Origin of the sequence: Bradyrhizobium sp. YCK136 (genome assembly GCF_044570075.1) — a bacterium.
Classification (GTDB): Bacteria; Pseudomonadota; Alphaproteobacteria; order Rhizobiales; family Xanthobacteraceae; genus Bradyrhizobium; species Bradyrhizobium diazoefficiens.
The window spans coordinates 6669107-6688105 of record NZ_CP172424.1 but is presented as its reverse complement, the minus strand read 5'-3'; the positions used below and the strand labels follow the sequence as shown (position 1 = coordinate 6688105).

Annotated in this window: 14 protein-coding genes and 2 pseudogenes; 9 read left to right on the top strand and 7 right to left on the bottom strand. The window is 64.7% G+C overall.

The features are described 5' to 3' along the window. Positions 1-7: 7 nt before the first annotated feature. Positions 8-1240, bottom strand: coding sequence for a cytochrome P450 (locus ACFLEY_RS32215; protein WP_060911051.1), 1233 nt, complete (start codon positions 1238-1240; stop codon positions 8-10). 105 nt (positions 1241-1345) lie between these two features. On the opposite strand from ACFLEY_RS32215, the gene ACFLEY_RS32210 reads away from it, so the two are divergent. From ACFLEY_RS32210 to ACFLEY_RS32170, 9 genes and pseudogenes are all read left to right on the top strand, one after another. Next, positions 1346-1888 carry a phosphonopyruvate decarboxylase gene (locus tag ACFLEY_RS32210; protein ID WP_396604295.1) on the top strand — a complete coding sequence of 181 codons (543 nt, stop codon included), beginning with the start codon at positions 1346-1348 and terminating at the stop codon, positions 1886-1888. Continuing rightward, the gene (locus ACFLEY_RS32205; RefSeq protein WP_060911053.1) at positions 1885-2475 is read left to right on the top strand and encodes a thiamine pyrophosphate-dependent enzyme; all 591 of its coding nucleotides are present in this window, start codon (positions 1885-1887) and stop codon (positions 2473-2475) included. Before ACFLEY_RS32210 ends, ACFLEY_RS32205 begins: the two co-directional genes overlap by 4 nt. Positions 2476-2627: 152 nt before the next feature. Next, positions 2628-3314 (top strand): TetR/AcrR family transcriptional regulator, encoded by a 687-nt coding sequence (locus ACFLEY_RS32200; RefSeq protein WP_060911054.1) that lies wholly within the window; start codon positions 2628-2630, stop codon positions 3312-3314. 1 nt (position 3315) lies between these two features. After that, positions 3316-4506 carry an efflux RND transporter periplasmic adaptor subunit gene (locus ACFLEY_RS32195; protein ID WP_028172437.1) on the top strand — a complete coding sequence of 397 codons (1191 nt, stop codon included), beginning with the start codon at positions 3316-3318 and terminating at the stop codon, positions 4504-4506. 73 nt (positions 4507-4579) lie between these two features. Beyond that, a complete protein-coding gene (locus ACFLEY_RS32190) occupies positions 4580-7675 on the top strand; it encodes a MexW/MexI family multidrug efflux RND transporter permease subunit (RefSeq protein ID WP_060911055.1) in 3096 nt (1031 codons plus the stop codon). A 160-nt stretch (positions 7676-7835) separates the two neighbouring features. Then, a pseudogene (locus ACFLEY_RS32185) lies at positions 7836-10399 on the top strand (ATP-binding protein). Beyond that, complete coding sequence (locus ACFLEY_RS32180; protein WP_011085647.1) at positions 10396-10785, top strand: response regulator; 390 nt, start codon at positions 10396-10398, stop codon at positions 10783-10785. The pseudogene ACFLEY_RS32185 and the gene ACFLEY_RS32180 overlap by 4 nt, the downstream one beginning before the upstream one ends. Further along, on the top strand, positions 10782-12029 hold the full coding sequence (locus tag ACFLEY_RS32175) for an adenylate/guanylate cyclase domain-containing protein (RefSeq protein WP_060911056.1): 1248 nt from the start codon (positions 10782-10784) through the stop codon (positions 12027-12029). The genes ACFLEY_RS32180 and ACFLEY_RS32175 overlap by 4 nt, the downstream gene beginning before the upstream one ends. 9 nt (positions 12030-12038) lie before the next feature. After that, on the top strand, positions 12039-12785 hold the full coding sequence (locus tag ACFLEY_RS32170; RefSeq protein ID WP_028172435.1) for a hypothetical protein: 747 nt from the start codon (positions 12039-12041) through the stop codon (positions 12783-12785). A 48-nt stretch (positions 12786-12833) separates the two neighbouring features. Here the strand turns inward: ACFLEY_RS32170 and ACFLEY_RS32165 are convergent. The 6 genes and pseudogenes from ACFLEY_RS32165 to ACFLEY_RS32140 form a co-directional block, all read right to left on the bottom strand. Continuing rightward, positions 12834-13690 (bottom strand): annotated as a pseudogene (locus tag ACFLEY_RS32165) (ABC transporter permease). A 4-nt stretch (positions 13691-13694) separates the two neighbouring features. After that, positions 13695-14636: an ABC transporter permease gene (locus tag ACFLEY_RS32160; RefSeq protein ID WP_060911057.1), complete on the bottom strand. Its 942-nt coding sequence runs from the start codon at positions 14634-14636 to the stop codon at positions 13695-13697. A gap of 31 nt (positions 14637-14667) precedes the next feature. Further along, entirely contained in the window at positions 14668-16179 is a 1512-nt protein-coding gene (locus ACFLEY_RS32155) for an ABC transporter substrate-binding protein (protein ID WP_060911058.1), read from the bottom strand. A gap of 23 nt (positions 16180-16202) precedes the next feature. Next, positions 16203-17303, bottom strand: a complete 1101-nt coding sequence (locus tag ACFLEY_RS32150) for an ABC transporter ATP-binding protein (protein WP_039184056.1) — start codon at positions 17301-17303, stop codon at positions 16203-16205. Further along, on the bottom strand, positions 17303-18292 hold the full coding sequence (locus ACFLEY_RS32145) for an ABC transporter ATP-binding protein (protein WP_011085654.1): 990 nt from the start codon (positions 18290-18292) through the stop codon (positions 17303-17305). Before ACFLEY_RS32145 ends, ACFLEY_RS32150 begins: the two co-directional genes overlap by 1 nt. Beyond that, the gene (locus ACFLEY_RS32140; RefSeq protein ID WP_011085655.1) at positions 18289-18999 is read right to left on the bottom strand and encodes a DUF1028 domain-containing protein; all 711 of its coding nucleotides are present in this window, start codon (positions 18997-18999) and stop codon (positions 18289-18291) included. The genes ACFLEY_RS32145 and ACFLEY_RS32140 overlap by 4 nt, the downstream gene beginning before the upstream one ends.

Here is an 18999-nt window from a genome sequence, read left to right as displayed (position 1 = left end):
CGAGGCCTCAGCCGATCGCGCAGGGCACGCTCAAAAAGCCGCGGAACCGCACCCGTCCGCCGCGCACCGGCCGGCCGTTCACGGCGTAGTTCGGGAAGCGCGCCAGGAAGCGCGAGATCGCGATGGCGCCTTCGAGCCGCGCCAGCGCCATGCCGGCGCATTGATGCGCGCCGGTGGCGAAGGCGAGGTGCCGGTTCGGCGTCCGCGCGATGTCGAAGCTTTCAGGGTCGGGAAACTGCGCGGGGTCGCGGTTGGCCGCCCCGATGCACAGCGTCACCGACGTGCCGGCATCGAGCATGACGCCGCCGAGCTCGACCCGTTCGGTGGTCATGCGGTTGCCGAGCTGGTTGGAACTCTCGTAGCGCAGCATCTCCTCCACCGCCGTCTTGATCATGTCGGGGTGGTCGATCAGCCGCTGCTTCTGATCGGGATGACGGTCGAGCGCGACGAGGCCGTTGCCGATCAGGTTGGTGGTGGTCTCGTGCCCGGCATTGAGCAGGAAGATGCAATTGTGCAGCAGCTCCTTCTCGGTCAGCCGCTCGCCGTTCTCCTCGCCGTTACCTTCTCCCTGGATCAGGCGCGTCAGCACGTCGCGTTCGGGATTGCCGGGCTTGCCGCGCCGGCGTGCGACCAGCGTTTCGAGATAGGCGAGAAAGTCCTTCACCGCCTTGTTGCCGCGCGCGGCCGCTTCAGGCGACACCACGGGTTCGAGGGCACCGAGGATCGCCAGCGACCAGTCGCGAAGCGGCGCGCGCTCGTCATGTGGAACGTCGAGCAGATTGCCGATCACCTCGATCGGGATCGAGGCGGCGAAGTCCTCGATCAGCTCGCAGCTTCCTTTGGCCGCGATGGCGTCGAGCAGGCTGTCGACCAGCTTGATGAGATCGGCCTCCATCCCTGCAATCGCCCGCGGCGACAGTGCCCCCATGATCAGGCGGCGTACGCGGGTGTGTGCCGGCGGATCGTTGAAGACGAGGCTCGTGGTGTGATGCTCGTAGAGCGGGGTGTTGCCGTATTTCGGCGCGAACTCGCGCTTCTTGTCGGAGCTGAACGACTTGGTGTTCTTGTAGGTGGTGACGAGGTCGTCATAGCGGGTCAGGAACACGGTGCCGTTCGGCAGGCGCTTGACCGGCTCGTTCTCCCGCAGTGCACGATAGGTCGGGTAGGGGTTGTCGTAGAACTCCGGCGTCAGCTTCTCGAGGTCGAAGCTTGCCGCCAGCTCGTTCGCATCTGCGTTCATCCCGTTATACTCGCCGGTTAGGGCCGATATGCCGTTTTTGTTGTTCTGGTCGACGCGAGCATGCGTCTACAGTCTTCGCACCTTGCTAGCCGACCGGACAGGAAAATGCACGCACGCACGGATGCTGCCGACACGGCTCCTTCATGGACGGAATTTTTTTTTGCGACCTTGCAACGCTTCGACGTCCGGCAGGTGCCTTACGTGCCCGATGCCGGCCATTCGAAGCTGATCCAGCGCGTGCTGGGGTCCTCCACGATGCGCGGCATTCCCTTGACGACGGAGGAGGAGGGCGTGGCGCTTCTCGCGGGCGCCTGGACGGGCGGCCAGCGCGGCGTCCTGCTGATGCAGTCGAGCGGGGTCGGCAATTGCATCAACATGCTGTCGCTGATCCCGATCCTGCGCTTTCCGTTCCTCACCCTGGTGACCATGCGTGGCGAGTGGGGCGAGTTCAATCCATGGCAGGTGCCGATGGGATCGACCACGCAGGGCGTGTTCGAGCTCTCCGGCGTCAAGGTGCTGCGCGCCTCCAGTGCGGCCGAGGTACCGGCGGTGTTGGAGGCAGCCGCAGCGCAGGCCTATAACGCGCTCACGCCCACCGCCGTCCTGTTGTCGCAGCACCTGATCGGCGCCAAGGTCTTCACCAAATGAGCAAGGCCAATCTCCTCGACCGCCGCCAGGTGGTCTCGACGCTGCTTGCGGACCGCAAGGACGTGGTGGCGATCGGCGGCCTCGGGGCCTCCACCAACGACATCTGCGCGGCCGGCGACCACGCCCGCAACTTCTATCTCTGGGGCGGGATGGGCGGCGCGGCGATGATCGGCCTCGGGCTGGCTTTGGCGCAGCCAAAGCTGCCGGTGCTGGTCATCACCGGCGACGGCGAGATGCTGATGGGCATGGGCAGCCTTGCCACCATCGGGCTCCAGAAGCCGTCCAACCTCTCGATCGTCGTCCTCGACAACGAGGCTTATGGCGAGACCGGCGGCCAGACCAGCCACACCTCGGCGGCCGCCGACCTCGTCGGCATCGCCCGGGCCTGCGGCATCGAGGACGCGCGCGCGATCTCGACGATGGCTGGCGTCGAGGCCTTTGCCAAAGCCGTCCACGACGTCTCGGCGGGCCCGCGATTTGCCAATGTGAAGATCGACAGCGCCAGCCTTGAGCGGATCTTGCCAAGCCGGGACGGGACCTACATCGTCAACCGGATCCGCGGCGATCTCGGCTTCCAGCCGATCTAGGTCCATTCCCCGCGGCGAACCTCGTCTGCACGTGGGCCGTGCAGGCGGGGCAATTTCCACTGAAACTACAACGCTTCCAGGTTGCGATGCAGCATAATGCTTGACTTTTGCGTGGGTGAGTGCTTACTCACTATCCTATGAGCTCACTGCGAATGACGAGCGACCTGAGGCGTCAATTGATCCTCGGCGCCGCAAAGCGCTGCTTTGCCCGACACGGCTATACCGGCACCACGACCAAGAGCGTGGCGGCTGCCGCTGCCATTTCCGAAGCCCTGCTGTTCAAGCATTTCCCGTCCAAGGCGGCGCTCTACGCCGAAATCCTCAGCGACGAATGCGAGGCGGACCCGGCATTGATGGAGCTGCTCGGGCGGGTACCATCGACCGCCACTCTGGTCGAAGTGATCCGCGGCATGATCGAGCATTTCCTCGAGATCGCCGACGGCCCCGACCAGGAAGAGGCGCAGCGCCTGCGACTGATGGCCACGAGCCATTTGGATGATGGCGAATTCGCGCGTTTGCTATATGCCAAGATCGAGACGCTGATCGGGGCGATTTTCGTCGCCTCGCTCGAGCGCGCGGTTGCTGCCGGGGACGCGCGGCCGTGCACCGGCGATCCGCTCAACCTGTTCTGGTTCGCACATCATTCGGTGATGACTGTTGCCCTGACCAGGCTGCCGGCTGCGCCCTGTCTCGCTTACGGCAAGGCGAACGATCTGGAGCGCCAGCTCTGTGAGTTTCTCCTGAGAGGTATTGGACTTAACGACGCCGCAATTGCTTCGCATTTGGGCCGCGATCAGGCCGCGGATGCGGGCAAGACGGCGATTGCAGAAAGCGCATGACATGAACATCGTGACCGAACACAAGATTTCGGGCGAACCGATCGACAAGGCTCCCAAGCGTCCGGTCCGGCCGGTGCTCTGGTTCGTCATTATCGGCACGCTGCTCGGCGCGCTCGTTGGCGGCCTCGTCTGGTTCAATTACTTCCGCGGCCAGATGATCAAGCAGTTCTTCGCCAACAACAAGCCGCCGCCGACCATGGTCAGTGCGGCCGAGGCGAAGTCCGAGGTGGTGCCTAACCTGCTGACTGCGGTCGGCGGGCTTGCCGCCGTGCATCAGGTCGACGTCAGCGCCGACGTCAACGGCCGCGTCACCGAGATCAAGTTCGAGCCGGGTTCGCATGTCGAAGCCGGCATGCCGCTGGTGCAGCTGTTCGACGCGCCTGATCAGGGCGACCTCGCCAACTACAAGGCGCAGGCGACCGTCGCGCAGCTCTCGCTCGATCGCGCCAAGCAGCTCGCCTCGCGCCAGTTCGGCCCGCAGGCGACCGTCGATACCGCGCAGGCCGCCTACGACCAGGCGATGGCCGGCATCGCCAAGACCGAGGCATTGATCTCGCAGAAGCTGGTGCGCGCGCCGTTCTCGGGCGATCTCGGCATGCGCAAGGTCGAGGTCGGCCAGTATCTGACGGCCGGCACGGCGATCGTGTCGCTGACCGATCTGTCGGAGCTGTGGGCCAACTTCACGGTGACGGAAAAGGACTCGGGCAACCTCAAGGTCGGCCAGCCGGTCCGGCTGAAGGTCGACGCCTATCCGGGCCGCACCTTCGACGCCAAGATCACCACGATCGAGCCGCAGATCGCGACCGACACCCGCAACATCCGCGTGCAGGCGACCGTCGCCAATCCGGACAAGATCCTGAAGCCTGGCATGTTCGTGACCACCACGGTTGTGCTGCCGGACAAGCCGGCGGTGATCACCGTGCCGGAAACGGCGGTCGATTACACGCTGTACGGCGATTCGGTGTTCGTGATCACCGAGAAGAAGGAAGAGGATGGCAAGACCAGCCTCTCCGCGGTGCGCACTTTCGTGCAGACCGGTAGCCGGGTCGAAGGCCGCGTCGAAATCATCAAGGGTGTGAAGCCGGGCGACAAGGTCGTCGCCGTTGGCCAGCTCAAGCTGCAATCGGGCGCGCCGGTGTCGATTTCGACCGATCCCGCTCCGCAGATCCCGGCGCAGCCGCCGCGCTACTGACCCCTTGCCACCCTTAAGTGATCCGGCTCGGCCGGGTCACTTTTCTAAAGAAAAAGAAATCGAGATCGCCGCGATGGCCTTTACCGATATTTTCATCAAGCGTCCGGTTCTGTCGGTCGTCGTCAGCCTGCTGATCCTGCTGATCGGCCTGCGCGCGGCGATGGTGCTGCCGATCCGGCAATATCCGAAGCTGTCGAACACGGTCATCAACATCACGACCGTCTATCCCGGCGCGTCCGCGGACCTGATCCAGGGCTTTATCACCACGCCGATCGAGCAGGCGGTCGCCTCGGCCGAAGGTGTGGACTACATCACCTCGTCATCCGTGCTCGGCACCTCGACGATCCAGGTCTACATCAAGCTGAACTTCGATCCGAACCAGGCGCTCACCGAGGTGCTGGCCAAGACGAACTCTGTCAAATACCTGATCCCGAAGGAGTCGAACGACCCGATCGTCACCAAGACCACGGGCCAGACCACGGCCGTGATGTATCTCGGCTTCTCCTCCGAGGAGCTGTCAGGCTCGGCGATCTCCGACTATCTGACGCGCGTGGTGCAGCCGGTGCTGTCGACCGTCGACGGCGTGGCCTCGGCCGACATTCTCGGCGGCCAGACCTTTGCGATGCGGCTGTGGCTCGATCCCGTGAAGATGGCCGGCCGCAACGTGTCGCCCGCGGATGTTGCCGCCGCGATCGCCGCCAACAACTTCCAGTCCGCGGCGGGTCAGACCAAGGGCTATCTGATCGTCTCGAACATTTCCACGAACACCGGCCTGACCGACGTCAATCAGTTCAGGAAGATGATCGTCAAGGCCAAGGACGGCGGCTTCGTGCGGATGGAGGACATCGCCACCGTCGAGCTTGCAGCCCAGAGCACGGACGCGAGCGTCGCCTTCAACGGCGAGCATGCGATCTTCATCGGTGTGCAGGCAACGCCGCAAGGCAATCCGCTGACGCTGGTGAAGGGCGTGCGCGCGCTGTTCCCCGAACTGGAACGCAATCTCCCGCCGTCGATGAAGATGAAGGTCGCCTACGACTCGACCAAGTTCATCCAGTCCTCGATCGACGAGGTGGAGAAGACGCTGGGCGAAGCCGTGATCATCGTGATCGTGGTGATCTTCCTGTTCCTGGCCTCGCTCCGCTCGGTCATCATTCCCGTCGTCACCATTCCGCTGTCGATGATCGGCGTCTGCACGCTGATGCTGGCGTTCGGCTTCAGCTTCAACCTCTTGACGCTGCTCGCGATGGTGCTTGCGATCGGCCTCGTGGTCGACGACGCCATCGTGGTGGTGGAGAACATCCACCGCCATCTGGAGGAAGGGAAGACGCCGGTCCAGGCATCGCTGCAAGGCGCGCGTGAAATCGTCGGTCCCGTTGTCTCGATGACGATCACGCTCGCGGCCGTGTACGCGCCGATCGGCTTCCTCGGCGGTCTCACCGGTTCGCTGTTCCGCGAATTCGCCTTCACGCTCGCAGGCTCGGTGATCGTGTCAGGCGTGATCGCGCTGACGCTGTCGCCGATGATGTGCTCGGTGTTGCTCAAGAACACCGAAGAGGGCCGCTTCGCCAAGGCCGTCAACAAGGTGTTCGGCGCCCTGACGCGCTGGTATGGCCGCAGGCTCGATCGCTCGCTCGACTACAAGGCCATCACCGGCCTGTTCGCGGTGACGATCCTCGGGCTGGTCGGCTTCCTCTACATGCACACGTCGAAGGAACTGGCACCGGAGGAAGACCAGGGCATCGTGTTCGCGGTGACCAAGGCGCCGAAATACGCCAATATCGACTATGTCGATTTCTACGGCGAAAAGCTCGACGAGAAATTCCAGAAGTTCCCGGAGACCGATCTGCGCTTCGTGCTGAACGGCATCAACGGTCCGCAGGGCGGCATCGCCGGCATGCTGCTGAAGCCGTGGGAGGAGCGCAAGCGTTCGTCGATCCAGTTGAAGTCCTTGGTGCAGGCCGAGCTCTCCAAGATCGAGGGCGTGCAGGCTTTCGCCTTCAACCTGCCGCCGCTGCCCGGCGGACCCGGCGGCCTGCCGGTGCAGATGGTGATCAACTCCACCGCCGGATTCCAGACGGTCTATGAGCAGATGGAGAAGCTGAAGGACGCCGCGCGCAAGAGCGGCATGTTCATCGTCTCCGACAGCGACCTCGCCTATAACCAGCCGAACGTGCAGGTCACGATCGACCGTACCAAGGCCCAGGACCTTGGCATCAACATGCAGAACCTCGGCAGCACGCTCGCGGTGCTGCTTGGCGGCAATTACGTCAACCGCTTCAATCTCGAGGGGCGCTCCTACCAGGTGATTCCGCAGGTGCCCCGGGGCAATCGGCTGTCGCCGGAATCGCTCGGCGGCTACTATGTTACGACCAATACCGGCCAGCAGCTTCCGCTGTCGACCGTGGTCTCGATCAGGACCAAGACCGACCCGAACTCGCTGACCCACTACAACCAGCTCAATTCGGCGACGTTCTCGGCCGTGCCGATGCCTGGCGTGACTGTTGGTGCTGCGGTCGACATCCTCGAAGGCGAGGCCAAGAAGCTGCCGCAGGGTTTCAGCCACGACTATCTCGCGGACTCCAGGCAGTATGTGCAGGAAGGCAACCAGCTCGCGATCACCTTCGGCTTCGCGCTGATCATCATCTTCCTGGTGCTGGCGGCCCAGTTCGAGAGCTTGCGTGACCCGCTGGTGATCATGATCTCGGTGCCGATGGCGATCGTCGGCGCGCTGATCCCGCTGTTCTTTGGCGTGGCGACCATGAACATCTACACGCAGGTCGGTCTGCTCACCCTGGTAGGCCTGATCACCAAGCACGGCATCCTGATGGTGGAGTTCGCCAACGAGCTCCAGGTCAACGAGCGGCTCGATCGCCGCTCTGCCATCGAAATGTCGGCCCGCATCCGCCTGCGGCCGATCCTGATGACCACGGCCGCGATGGTGACGGGTCTGATCCCGCTCCTGACCGCGACCGGCGCGGGCGCCGCCAGCCGCTTCTCGATCGGTCTGGTCGTCGTCGCCGGCATGTCGATCGGCACGCTGTTCACGCTGTTCGTGCTGCCGGCGGTCTACGTGGTGCTGGCGACCGACCATCGCGCGGCGGCCGATTCCGAGCGGAACAAGCAGGTCAACGAGCTCGACCTCGGCGCCAAGGCGCTGCGGCCGACCTGAGGCCGGAAGCAACGAAGCAAAGGGCGGCAGCGGTCAATCCGCTGCCGCCCTTTTTTGTTGTACCCGGCGACGCTGATGCGGCGGCCACCGCGGCCGCCGGGCGGGCCCTTTGCCGCGCTCGCGAGAGACAACGTCTCGTCTTCTTGCTAGATTCCGCCGGATGAGCCTCTCCCTGCATCCCGACACTCCTCAAGCCAGGACGTTGCCGAGCGCGGCCCCGGATGGGGCCGTGGCCGGCGAGGCGGTGGGGCGGGGGATCAGGACCCGGCTGTTCACCAAATACGTCGCGCTGTTCGTGGCCGTCGTCGCCGTTGCGCTGCTCGCCAACGGGCTGTTCGAAGTCTTCTTCTATTATCGTGAGCACAAGGCCTCGCTGATCCGGGTCCAGCATGAGCAGGCTGAGGCGGCGGCCGCCAAGATCGGCCAGTTCGTCAAGGAGATCGAGAGCCAGCTCGGCTGGACCACGCAGCTGCCGTGGTCGGCGGGCTCGATCGAGCAGCGCCGGTTCGACGCGCTGCGGCTGCTGCGTCAGGTGCCAGGGATCACCGAGCTCGCCCAGGTGGACTCGAGCGGCAAGGAGCGGTTGCGGGTCTCGCGGCTGGCGATGGACGCGATCGACAGTGGGATCGACCTGTCGGGGGATCCAAAGTTCACCGAGGCGGTTGCGCACAAGGTCTATTACGGGCCGGTCTATTTCCGCAGGGACTCCGAGCCCTACATGACGCTGGCGCTGGCCGGCGCGCGCAAGGATGCCGGCGTCAGCATCGCCGAGGTCAATCTGAAGCTGATCTGGGACGTCGTCTCCCAGATCAAGGTCGGCGAGCACGGGAACGCCTACGTGGTCGGGCCGGAGGGGCGCCTGATCGCGCATCCCGATATCAGCCTGGTCCTGCGCAACACCGATATGTCCGGGCTCGCGCAGGTGCGCGCCGCGCAGGCCGGAGGCGGCACCATGTCCGATCCGCTTCCTGAAGCGCGCAACATCCAGGGGCGGAAGGTGCTGACCGCATCGGCCCCGATCGAGCCGCTGAGCTGCCGGTCGAGGAGGCCTATGCCGCACTCTATGCCTCGTTGCAGCGGCTTGCGATCGTGCTGCTCGCGGCGTCGATCTTCGCGGTGCTTGCGGGGATATTTCTCGCGCGCCGCATGGTGGGACCGATCCAGGCGCTGCGCAGCGGCGCCGAGCGGATCGGGGGTGGCGACTTCTCCCAGCGCATCGCGATCCGGACCGGCGACGAGCTCGAAGGGCTCGCCGATCAGTTCAACGAGATGGGCGCGCGCTTGCAGGAATCCTATGCCGACCTTGAAAACAAGGTCGAGCAGCGGACCGCGGAATTGAGCGAGTCGCTGCAGCAGCAGACGGCGACCGCCGATGTGCTGAAAGTCATCAGCCGTTCGGCGTTCGACCTGCAAACCGTGCTGAACACCCTTGTCGGCTCGGCGGCGCGCTTATGTGACGCGGACGAAGGCACGAACTTTCGGCCTAGCGACGGCGTCTTCTATTTGGCGGCAAGCTACGGGCTTGACGCGGAGCAGGAAAACAAGCTTCGGACATTCGCTTCCGTACCCGAGCGGGGAAGTGTGGTCGGGCGTACGCTGCTCGACGCTAAAACGGTTCATGTCCCGGATGTGCAGGCCGACCCCGAATATGCGCCTTCGTCCGCTCGAAGGCGTTCAAACGTGCGTACGATGCTCGGTGTGCCTCTGCTTCGCGAGGGGACGCCAATCGGCGTGTTTGTCTTGACGCGGCATATGGTGCGGCCGTTTAGCGACAAGCAAATCGAACTCGCCACCACATTTGCAGATCAGGCCCTCATCGCGATCGAGAATGTCCGATTGTTCGAGGAGGTCCAGGAACGCACCAGAGAGCTGTCGCGATCGCTCGATGATCTGCGCGCCGCGCAGGACCGGCTGATCCAGACCGAGAAGCTTGCCTCCCTCGGCCAGCTCACCGCCGGCATCGCCCACGAGATCAAGAACCCGCTCAATTTCGTCAACAATTTCTCGTCGGTTTCGACGGAGTTGATCGACGAGCTCAACGAGGTGCTCGAAGCGGCAAAGCTCGACGGCAAGACCAAGGCGGAAGTTGACGAGCTGACCGCCATGCTCAGGGGCAATCTCGAGAAGGTGGTGCAGCACGGCAAGCGCGCCGATTCCATCGTCAGGAACATGCTGGTGCACTCGCGCCAGGGTTCCGGCGAACATCGCCCCGTCGATATCAATGCGGTCGTGGAGGAGAGCCTCAATCTGGCCTATCACGGCGCGCGCGCCGAAAGGCCCGCCTTCAACGTCACGCTCCAGCGCGCATTTGACCCCGCCGCCGGCCTGGTCGACATCTATCCGCAGGAGATCACGCGCGTCTTCCTCAACCTGATCTCGAACGGTTTCTATGCTGCGGCCAAGCGCAAGGAGAGCGCGGCGGACAGTTTTGAGCCGATCCTGAGTACCGCAACCAGGAGCCTCGGCGACACGGTCGAGATCCGGATCCGTGACAACGGCACCGGGATTCCGCCCGAGGTGAAGGAAAAATTGTTCAATCCGTTCTTCACGACCAAGCCGGCCGGTGAGGGCACCGGGCTCGGCCTGTCCATGAGCCATGACATCGTCGTGAAGCAGCACGGCGGCACGATCGACGTGAAGACCGAGCCCGGTATATTCACCGAATTCATCATAACGCTGCCGCGCACGATGGCAGCGGGCGACACTGCCGGAGGCAAGACTTGAACGTTTATATCCTGGTCGTCGATGACGAGCCCGACGTCGAGCCGCTGTTCAGGCAGCACTTCCGGCGCGACCTGCGCGCCGGCCGCTTCCAGATGGAGTTTGCTCCCTCTGCGGCCGATGCGCTGAGGCGTGCCGCCGAGGTTCGCGATCCTTCGCTGATCCTGATTCTGTCAGACGTCAACATGCCCGGCATGAGCGGGCTCGACATGCTGCCGAAGGTGCGCGCCGACTATCCGCACGTTCCCGTCATCATGATCACCGCCTATGGCGACGCCGAGACGCGCAGAAAGGCGATCGAGCGAGGCGCCCACGCGCTCCTGACCAAGCCGATCGACTTTGCGCTGCTGCGCCAGGAGATCGACACGAGGCTCGAGCAAGCCGCATGACTGCGACCATCCTCTTCGTCGACGACGAGCCGGACCTCGAGGCGCTGATCCTGCAAAAGTTTCGCAGGCAGATTCGCGATGGGCTGCTCACCCTCATGTTCGCCCGCGACGGCCTCGAGGCGCTGCAGGCACTTGAGCAGAATCCGCATGTCGACATGGTGGTCTCCGACATCAACATGCGGCGGATGGACGGGCTGTCGCTGCTGGCGAAGCTTCAGGAGGCAGAGGACAAGAAGTCGACCATCATCGTCTCCGCCTATGGCGACATGAGCAACATCCGCATCGCCATGAACCGCGGCGCGTTCGACTTCCTGACCAAGCCGATCGACTTCGCCGATCTGGAGGCCACGATCCAGAAGACCATCGGCCACGTGGAGATGCTGCGTGAGGTGCGGCGGCGCCAGATGGAAGCCGAGCGCGCCCATGCCTCACTGTCGCGCTTCTTCTCGCCGGAGATCGCAAGGCGTCTGGCGGCGGATGTCGAAGGCAGCATGGAGGTGCAGTGGCGCGATGTCGCCACCCTCTTCACCGACATCACCGGATTCACGTCGCTGGTCGAGAGCGCGGCCCCGCAGACGCTCGGCGAGCTCCTCAACGAGTATGTCAGCGGCATGACCGAGATCGTCTTCGCGCACGAGGGGACGGTCGCCAAAATCATCGGCGATGCGATTCAGGTGCTGTTCAACGCGCCTGGCGACCAGCCGGACTATGCGGCGCGCGCGGTCGCCTGTGCGCATGATCTCGATGCCTGGGCGGAGGATTTCTCCGCACGCTGGAAGGCGAGAGGCGTCAATTTCGGGGCGACCCGCATCGGTGCCCATGCGGGCCCGGCGCTGGTCGGCAATTTCGGCGGCAATCGTTTCTTCGATTACACCGCCTATGGCGACTCCATCAATATCGCGGCCCGGCTGGAGGCTGCGAACAAGCACCTGGGAACACGCATCTGCGTCAGTGCCAGCATCGCCGAGGGGGCCATAAATTTCCATGGCCGTCCCGTGGGTGACCTGATGTTGCGCGGGCACAGCGAACCCCTGCGCGCGTTCGAACCACTGGCGCCAGCGAAATTCGAGGCGGCGGCGACAACGCGGTACTCCGAAGCCTTCGCCAAGATGGAGGCCGGCGACGCAGCCGCCATGCCGGCTTTTGCCGCGCTGGTCGGGATGCACGCCGACGATGCGCTGGCCGGTTTTCACCTGAGGCGCCTGCTCAACGGCGCCAAGGGCATTCGCATGCAACTGGAATAGGAGTTCGTCATGACGCGTGAGTTCTCTGCGGGCAATTATCGTTTCATTCCATCCGTGTTCCAGTATTCGGCCGGCGCGGCCGCGGATGATGGCTATGAGATCGAGCGCGTCCGGCTCGATCGCCTGGTGCCGCTTGCCGAGGGCTTTGCGCTCGCGGCGAAATTCATCCAGGAAGCCGGACGTCCGCTGACGGCGTTCTGCGCCTGCGAGTTGCGCTCACCAGCCGCCTTCAGCGAGGAGGGCTTTCGTGCGTTCAACCTGCACTATGTGAAGACGCTGTCCGAATGGGGCATCTTCGACGGCACCACCAATCCGGTGGCGCGCAGCAATGTCTGTCCCGAGATCGATCCGCCGACCGAGCCATCGTTCTACGCGTTCTCCTTCACGCGCCCGACGCGGTCGAAGGCGCCGAGCTTCGTGATCGCCGGCGGTGCCGAAGCACGCGAGGGCAGCGGAAGCTACGTCGAGCGCACGGTGCGCTACCGCGACCTCAGCCCGGAGGGGCTGCGGGAGAAGGTGCGGTTCACCACCACCTCGCAGATGGAAAACCGGATGGCGGCCTTCGGCTTCGGCTGGAAGGACACCACCGGCGTGCAGGCCTATTCCGTGCATGACTTCCACCACGCGCTGGTCGACGAACTGGTCCGCCGCGGCGCGCTGCGCTCCGGCCTGACCTGGCATTATGCCCGCCCGCCGGTGGTCGATCTCGAATACGAGATGGATTGCCGCCGCGTGATGCGCGAGGCAGTGATCTAGCGCTGGCGGTTGATCTTTACCTCTCCCCGTCGGGGAGAGGAGCTAGCTTTATCGCTGCCTTGGATCGAGCGCGTCGCGCAGGCCGTCGCCCAGCAGGTTCAGCGACAGCACCACGAGGAAGATCGCAAGCCCCGGCCAGATCGCCATCCAGGGCGCCTGGGTCAGGAAGCGCTGCGCCGCGTTGAGCATGCTGCCCCAGGACGGTGCCGGCGGCTGCTGACCAAGGCCAAGGAACGAGAGCGCCGCCTCGGCGATGATGGCGGCGGCGATCGACAGCGTCGCCTGCACCAGCAGCGCCGGCAGGATGTTGGGCAGGATATGCGAGAACGCGATCCGCCAGCCGGGGTTGCCGAGCGCCTCAGCACCTGGCCGCGGGTCAGGCGGATGAAGATCGGGGTCGCCGAGATGCCGATCGCGATCATGGCATTGCCGAGGCTCGGTCCGAGAAACGCGGCCAGCGCGATCGCCAGGATCAGGAACGGGCAGGCCAGCATCGCATCCGTGATCCGGCTGATCAGCGCATCGACAAATCCGCCGCGATAGCCGGCAAGCAGGCCGAGCGGCACGCCGACGCCGAGCGCGATCGCGACCGAGATCAGGCCCGCGAGCAAGGAGGCGCGCGCGCCGTAGACGATGCGGCTGAGGATGTCGCGGCCGAGCTCGTCGGTGCCGAACCAGTGCGCCGCGGTCGGCGGCTTGCGTACCAGGCTCCAGCTCGTCGCGATGGGATCGTAGGGGACGATGAGAGGAGCAAGCGCCGCAAGCAGGATGAACGCCGTGATCACGACGAGTCCGAATACGGCGGCCTTGCGCTTGAACAACCGCCGCCGTGCGCGGCGCGCCGGGCTGTCTAGTTCGGACGCGTGCGCGGTGGAGGGAGCGGCGGGCAATGCGGCATCGGTCATGGCGCTAGCCCCGCAGCCGCGGATTGACGAGAATATAGGCGACGTCGGCAACGAGGTTGAGGGTGATGTAGACCGTGGCCGTCACCAGCACCACGCCCTGCACGACCGCGTAGTCGCGGTTGAAGACGGCGTCCACGATCAGCTTGCCGAAGCCGGGAATGGAGAAGATCTGCTCCGTCAGCACGGCGCCCGACAACAGCGTGCCAAGCTCGAGCGCGCCGAGCGTGATGATCGGCGTCAGCGCATTGCGCATCGCATGCTTGAGGATGACGGAGCGCTCCGACAATCCCTTCGCACGCGCCGTGCGGACATAGTCGCTTTCCAGCACCTGGAGCATGGCGCTGCGGGTGTGCCGCATCAGGATCGCGGAAATCGCGTTGCCGAGCACGAAGGCGGGCATGATGGTGGCGGCCAGGCTCGCGCGCCAGTCCTCGGTCAGCGGCACGTAGCCCGAGGCCGGCAGCCAGCCGAGCTTGATCGAGAACAGGAAGATCAGCAGGATCCCGAGCCAGAAATTCGGCGTCGAGATGCCCCACAGCGCAAACAAATTCGCGCCATAGTCCCAGGCCGTGCCCTTCTTCACTGCGGAGACGATGCCGGCGGGAATGCCGATCAAGAACGCGATCAGGATCGCCATCGAGCCGAGCTGGAGCGTCACCGGCAGTTTCTGCGCGATCAGCTCGCGCACCGGCATCTTGTTGCGCAAGGACTCGCCGAAATTGCCGGTGAGGACTCCCTTGAGCCAGTAGACATACTGCACGGGGATCGGCTGATCGAGCTTGTACTGCTGCCGGATCTGCTCGATCGCGGCGGGATCGCGTTCCTCGCCGGCCATCACCAGCGCCGGATCGCCGGGCAGCAATTGCTGGAGCGAAAAGATCAGCACCGACACGAAGAACAGTGTCGGCACGATCTGCGCGATGCGATGGGCGAGGAAGTTCAGCATGGCCCCACGCGTTTCCCGGGTGATGTCGCGATCACTTGAACTTCAACCCGACCACGCGCACGAGGCCATCAGGCATCTGCCGGTAGCCCTCGAGCTTCTTCGTATGCGCGATCAGGAGCGTGCGATGATAGATGTAGATGATCGGCAGGTCGTCGAGCAGGATCTTGGTCAGCCTGGCGTAGATCGCCTTGCGCTCCTCGACATTCGATGTGGCCCGTCCCTCTTCCATCAGCTTGTCGGCCTCGGGGTTCGAGTACACGCCGTCGTTCTGCGGCGCCTTGCTGCGCATGAAGATGTAGGAATTGCCGTCCGGGTCGATGCGTCCGCTCCAGTTGATCTGGAACACCTGGAACTCGCCGGCCTGCGCCTGCTTGAAGGTGGTCGCGAATTCGACGACGCGGACCTTGATGTCGAAGCCCGCCTCGGCGGCCATGGACTGCACGACCTGGGCGACGGCCTCGTACTCGGTGCCCTTTGGCACCATGTAGTCGACGGTGACGGGCAGGCTGACACCGGCTTCCTTCAACAGCGCCTTGGCCTTGGCGATGTCGCGACCCGGAATGGGGAAAGCCTTCTGATAGTATGGATGCGTCGGGCTGACCCATTGATTGCCCGGCGTGAACTCGCCGTTGAATACGACCTGGTTGATGGCCTCGCGATCGATCGACAGGCTGAGTGCCTGACGCACCTTCGCGGATTGGCTGAGTGGCCCCTTGGTCTTGTCGTTGCCGATGTTGATGGTCAGGCCCTGATAGCCGAGCTCGGGCGCCGTCGACAGCACCAGCTTGGGATCGGCGCGGACGTCCTTGATGTCGGTGGCGAGCACGCGCTCGATCAGATCGAGTCCGCCGGACTTGAGGTTGGCAAGGCGCACCGTGGCATCGACGATCGGCAGGAACACGACGCGATCGATATGGATGTTGTCCTTGTTCCAGTAGTCGGCGAACTTCTCGAACACCATGCGATCCTGCTGCACGCGCTCGACGAACTTGTAGGGACCTGCGCAGACCGGATGCAGGCCGAACTTGTCACCGGCCTCCTTCGCCGCCTTGGGCGAGACCATCATGCCGGAGCGGTCGGTGAGCTGGGCGATCAGGGGCGAGTACGGCGTCTTGAGCACCAGCTTGATGGTCAGGGGATCGACGACCTCGACATGGTCGACGCTGGCGAGCTCGGACTTCCGGAACGAGGCCGGCAGCGTCATGTGACGTTCGATCGAGAATTTTGCGGCTTCGGCGTCCAGCGGCTCGCCATCGTGGAATTTGACGCCTGGCCGGAGCTTGATCGTCATCTCCTTGCCGTCGGCCGACGTCTCGTGAGACAGCGCGAGCTGCGGCACGATGTTGAGCTTCTCGTCGATGTCGAACAGCTTGTCGCAGAACGCGGAGAATACGATGCGGCCGACATAGGTGCGGCCGATGCTGGGATCGAGGATGTCGGGGTCTTCGGCGATCCCGATGCGAAGCGTGGTCTGAGCCTGGGCCGTGCCCACGAGCGACGTCAGCAAGGCCGACGCCAGGATTGTCAAACGCATAAAGCTCATCGCTCTCGACCTCTGTTTCACGGCTATGCGGGGTCCGTCCCCAATGAACTAACCCCGCCGCCGCGTGCTGCTTCCGGACCGCCGCTGAAGGCGGCAACCAATTTTTCGAGAACCGGCGAGAAGCCGCCATCCATGGGGACGATGGCCGCGGAGGACGGCAGTTCCGACGTTCGGTGGCAAGCTGTTGCATGTCCGATGCCATCCGAGACAAGCTGAGGCATTTCGCTGCGGCAGCGGTCCACGACATAGGGACAGCGGGTGTGGAAGCGGCATCCCGGCGGCGGATTGAGCGCGCTGGGGATCTCCCCCTGAAGCACAATCCGGCTGCTCTTTGCCCGCGGTTTAGGCACGGGAATCGCGGACAGCAGCGCGCGGCTATAGGGGTGCCGGGGCGCGGCAAACAGCGCGTCCGCCTCCGCGGTTTCGACGATCTGGCCGAGATTCATCACCGCGACGTGGTCGGCGATGTGCTTGACCACGGCGAGGTCATGCGAAACGAAAATGTAGGCAAGGCCGAGCCGGTCCTGGAGCTCGCGCAGGAGATTGAGGATCTGCGAGCGGATCGAGACGTCGAGCGCCGAGACCGGCTCGTCGCAGATGATCAGTTTTGGTTCGACCGCGAGCGCGCGGGCAATGGCGATGCGCTGGCGCTGGCCGCCGGAGAATTCGTGCGGATAGCGTCGCTCGAGCCGCGGCTCCAGCCCGACCAGCCGCAGGATTTCCGCGACCCGTTCGCGTCGCCGTGCGGGTGGGACGAGATCGTGCAGCGCCAGCGGCTCGGTCAGGATCTGGCCGACCGTCATGCGCGGATTGAGCGAGGCGTAGGGATCCTGGAAGATGATCTGCGCTTCGCGGCGGAACGCGCGGAGCGCTCCGGCGTCGAGCGAGAGCAGGTCGCGGCCACCGAAACGGATCGTGCCCGCATCCGGCTCGATCAGCCGCAGCACCAGACGGCTGACGGTGGATTTGCCGCAACCGGATTCGCCGACCAGGGCCAGCGTCTTGCCGGCCTCGAGCGAGAAGCTGACGCCATCGACCGCCTTGACATGCGCGAGCGCCCGGCCGAACAGCGAGCGCTCGGCGACGAAATGCTTGACCAGACCTTCGACCTCGAGGAGCGCCATCACGACACCAGAAGTTCGAGCGGCGCGCGGATGCAGCGCGAGAGGTGACCCGGGCCGATTTCCACGAGCGGCGGCGGCGCCCTGGTGCAGGCGTCGAGAACGAAGGGGCACCGTGCGGCGAAGCGGCATCCGGCGGGCGGTTGCGCCATGTTCGGGACCATGCCTTCGATCGTCGCGAGCTGCTCGGCACGGTGGTCGAGCCGCGGGATCGAGCCGAGCAGGCCGACGGTGTAGGGATGCTGCGGGGCGGCGAACAATTCATCCACCGGCGCGCGCTCGACGATCTCGCCGGCATACATCACCGCGACCTCGTCGCAGACCTCGGCGACCACGCCGAGGTCGTGCGTGATCAGGATGATCGCCGCACCGCTCGCCGCCTTCAACTCGCGCATCAGTTCAAGTATCTGCGCCTGCAGGGTGACGTCGAGCGCGGTGGTCGGCTCGTCCGCGATCAGGAGGCGGGGGTCGCAGGCCAGGGCCATCGCGATCATCACGCGCTGGCGCATGCCGCCGGAAAGCTTGTGCGGATATTCGTCGACGCGCCGTTCGGGCGAGGGGATGTGGACGCGGCGCAACAGCTCGATCGCGCGCTCCCGAGCGCTGCGCCGCGAGCCGCCGCGATGGCGCAGGATGGTCTCGATGATCTGGTCGCCGATGGTGAAGCTCGGGTTGAGCGAGGTCATCGGCTCCTGGAAGATCATCGCGAGCCGGTTGCCGCGGAGGTCGCGCAAGGTCTGGTCCGGGGTCTTCAGCAAATCGAAGCCGTCGAAGCGGATCGCGCCCGATATCTCCGTGCTTTGCTTCGGCAGCAATCCCATGATCGCGAGCGACGTCACGCTCTTGCCGCAGCCGGATTCGCCGACGAGGCCCAGTGTCGCGCCATTGGCGACGCTGAGATCGACACTGTCGACCGCATGGGTGACGCGGCCATCGTCGCCGTGGAAGCGGATGCGCAGATCCTTGATCTCGATGAGAGGGCTTGTGCTCATGATTGTCTTGCACGGGCCGCGGCGATGCTCGCGTCGATGACGCTGCGATCGGTGTTGCCGGCCGGGTTCTGCCGCGTCGGCATGGAGTTGCGGAAATGCACCCAGAGCTCGTGGCTGACCCGTTCGAGCCGCTCGAGCTCGCCGAGCGGATCGGAATGGTCGTCGGCGCGAATGTCCAGCGCCGGCCATTCCTCCTCGCCGTGGATCAGGAGCGCAGCGGACTGCTTGCCGCGTTTGTCGCCGCCGGCGGCTTCGCCCGCGCGCATCGCCGCGAGCAGGCGGCGCGGGAAGGGCAGGCTGTCATTGGCGATGTAGGTCTTGGCGGTCTCGTCGAGCACGTCGGCACCCGCGAGCATGTTGCCGGCGATGGAGAAGCCGCTGCCCGCGATGTGGCCGCACCAGTCGACGCAGTCGCGCCCGGTGTGCGCAGCAATCTCGCCGCTCGCGTCCATGATGTGGATCTGGCGGCTTTCGCGCCCGTCGTCGGTCGCGAGCAGGCTGGCGAGTACGTCATGCGCGTTCAAGCCTTCACGCAAGAGCTTGACGCCGTCGATGCCGTAATAGGGATTCACGAAGGCCTGGGTTGCGATCGCGCCGAGGCCGGCGGCGATATAGGGCACGCGCGCGCCGACGGCGAAGAAGCGGGTCGCAACCGCGATGCCGAACTGGCCGGTGGCAGGATCGCGTGCGATGATCGACCAGGTCAT

Bases quoted from the DNA above. Each gene is read 5' to 3' on its own strand.
- ACFLEY_RS32215 (WP_060911051.1), bottom strand. From the start codon at position 1,240: ATGAACGCAGATGCGAACGAGCTGGCGGCAAGCTTCGACCTCGAGAAG.
- ACFLEY_RS32210 (WP_396604295.1), top strand. From the start codon at position 1,346: ATGCACGCACGCACGGATGCTGCCGACACGGCTCCTTCATGGACGGAA.
- ACFLEY_RS32205 (WP_060911053.1), top strand. From the start codon at position 1,885: ATGAGCAAGGCCAATCTCCTCGACCGCCGCCAGGTGGTCTCGACGCTG.
- ACFLEY_RS32200 (WP_060911054.1), top strand. From the start codon at position 2,628: ATGACGAGCGACCTGAGGCGTCAATTGATCCTCGGCGCCGCAAAGCGC.
- ACFLEY_RS32195 (WP_028172437.1), top strand. From the start codon at position 3,316: ATGAACATCGTGACCGAACACAAGATTTCGGGCGAACCGATCGACAAG.
- ACFLEY_RS32190 (WP_060911055.1), top strand. From the start codon at position 4,580: ATGGCCTTTACCGATATTTTCATCAAGCGTCCGGTTCTGTCGGTCGTC.
- ACFLEY_RS32175 (WP_060911056.1), top strand. From the start codon at position 10,782: ATGACTGCGACCATCCTCTTCGTCGACGACGAGCCGGACCTCGAGGCG.
- ACFLEY_RS32170 (WP_028172435.1), top strand. From the start codon at position 12,039: ATGACGCGTGAGTTCTCTGCGGGCAATTATCGTTTCATTCCATCCGTG.
- ACFLEY_RS32160 (WP_060911057.1), bottom strand. From the start codon at position 14,636: ATGCTGAACTTCCTCGCCCATCGCATCGCGCAGATCGTGCCGACACTG.
- ACFLEY_RS32155 (WP_060911058.1), bottom strand. From the start codon at position 16,179: ATGAGCTTTATGCGTTTGACAATCCTGGCGTCGGCCTTGCTGACGTCG.
- ACFLEY_RS32150 (WP_039184056.1), bottom strand. From the start codon at position 17,303: ATGGCGCTCCTCGAGGTCGAAGGTCTGGTCAAGCATTTCGTCGCCGAG.
- ACFLEY_RS32145 (WP_011085654.1), bottom strand. From the start codon at position 18,292: ATGAGCACAAGCCCTCTCATCGAGATCAAGGATCTGCGCATCCGCTTC.
- ACFLEY_RS32140 (WP_011085655.1), bottom strand. From the start codon at position 18,999: ATGACCTGGTCGATCATCGCACGCGATCCTGCCACCGGCCAGTTCGGC.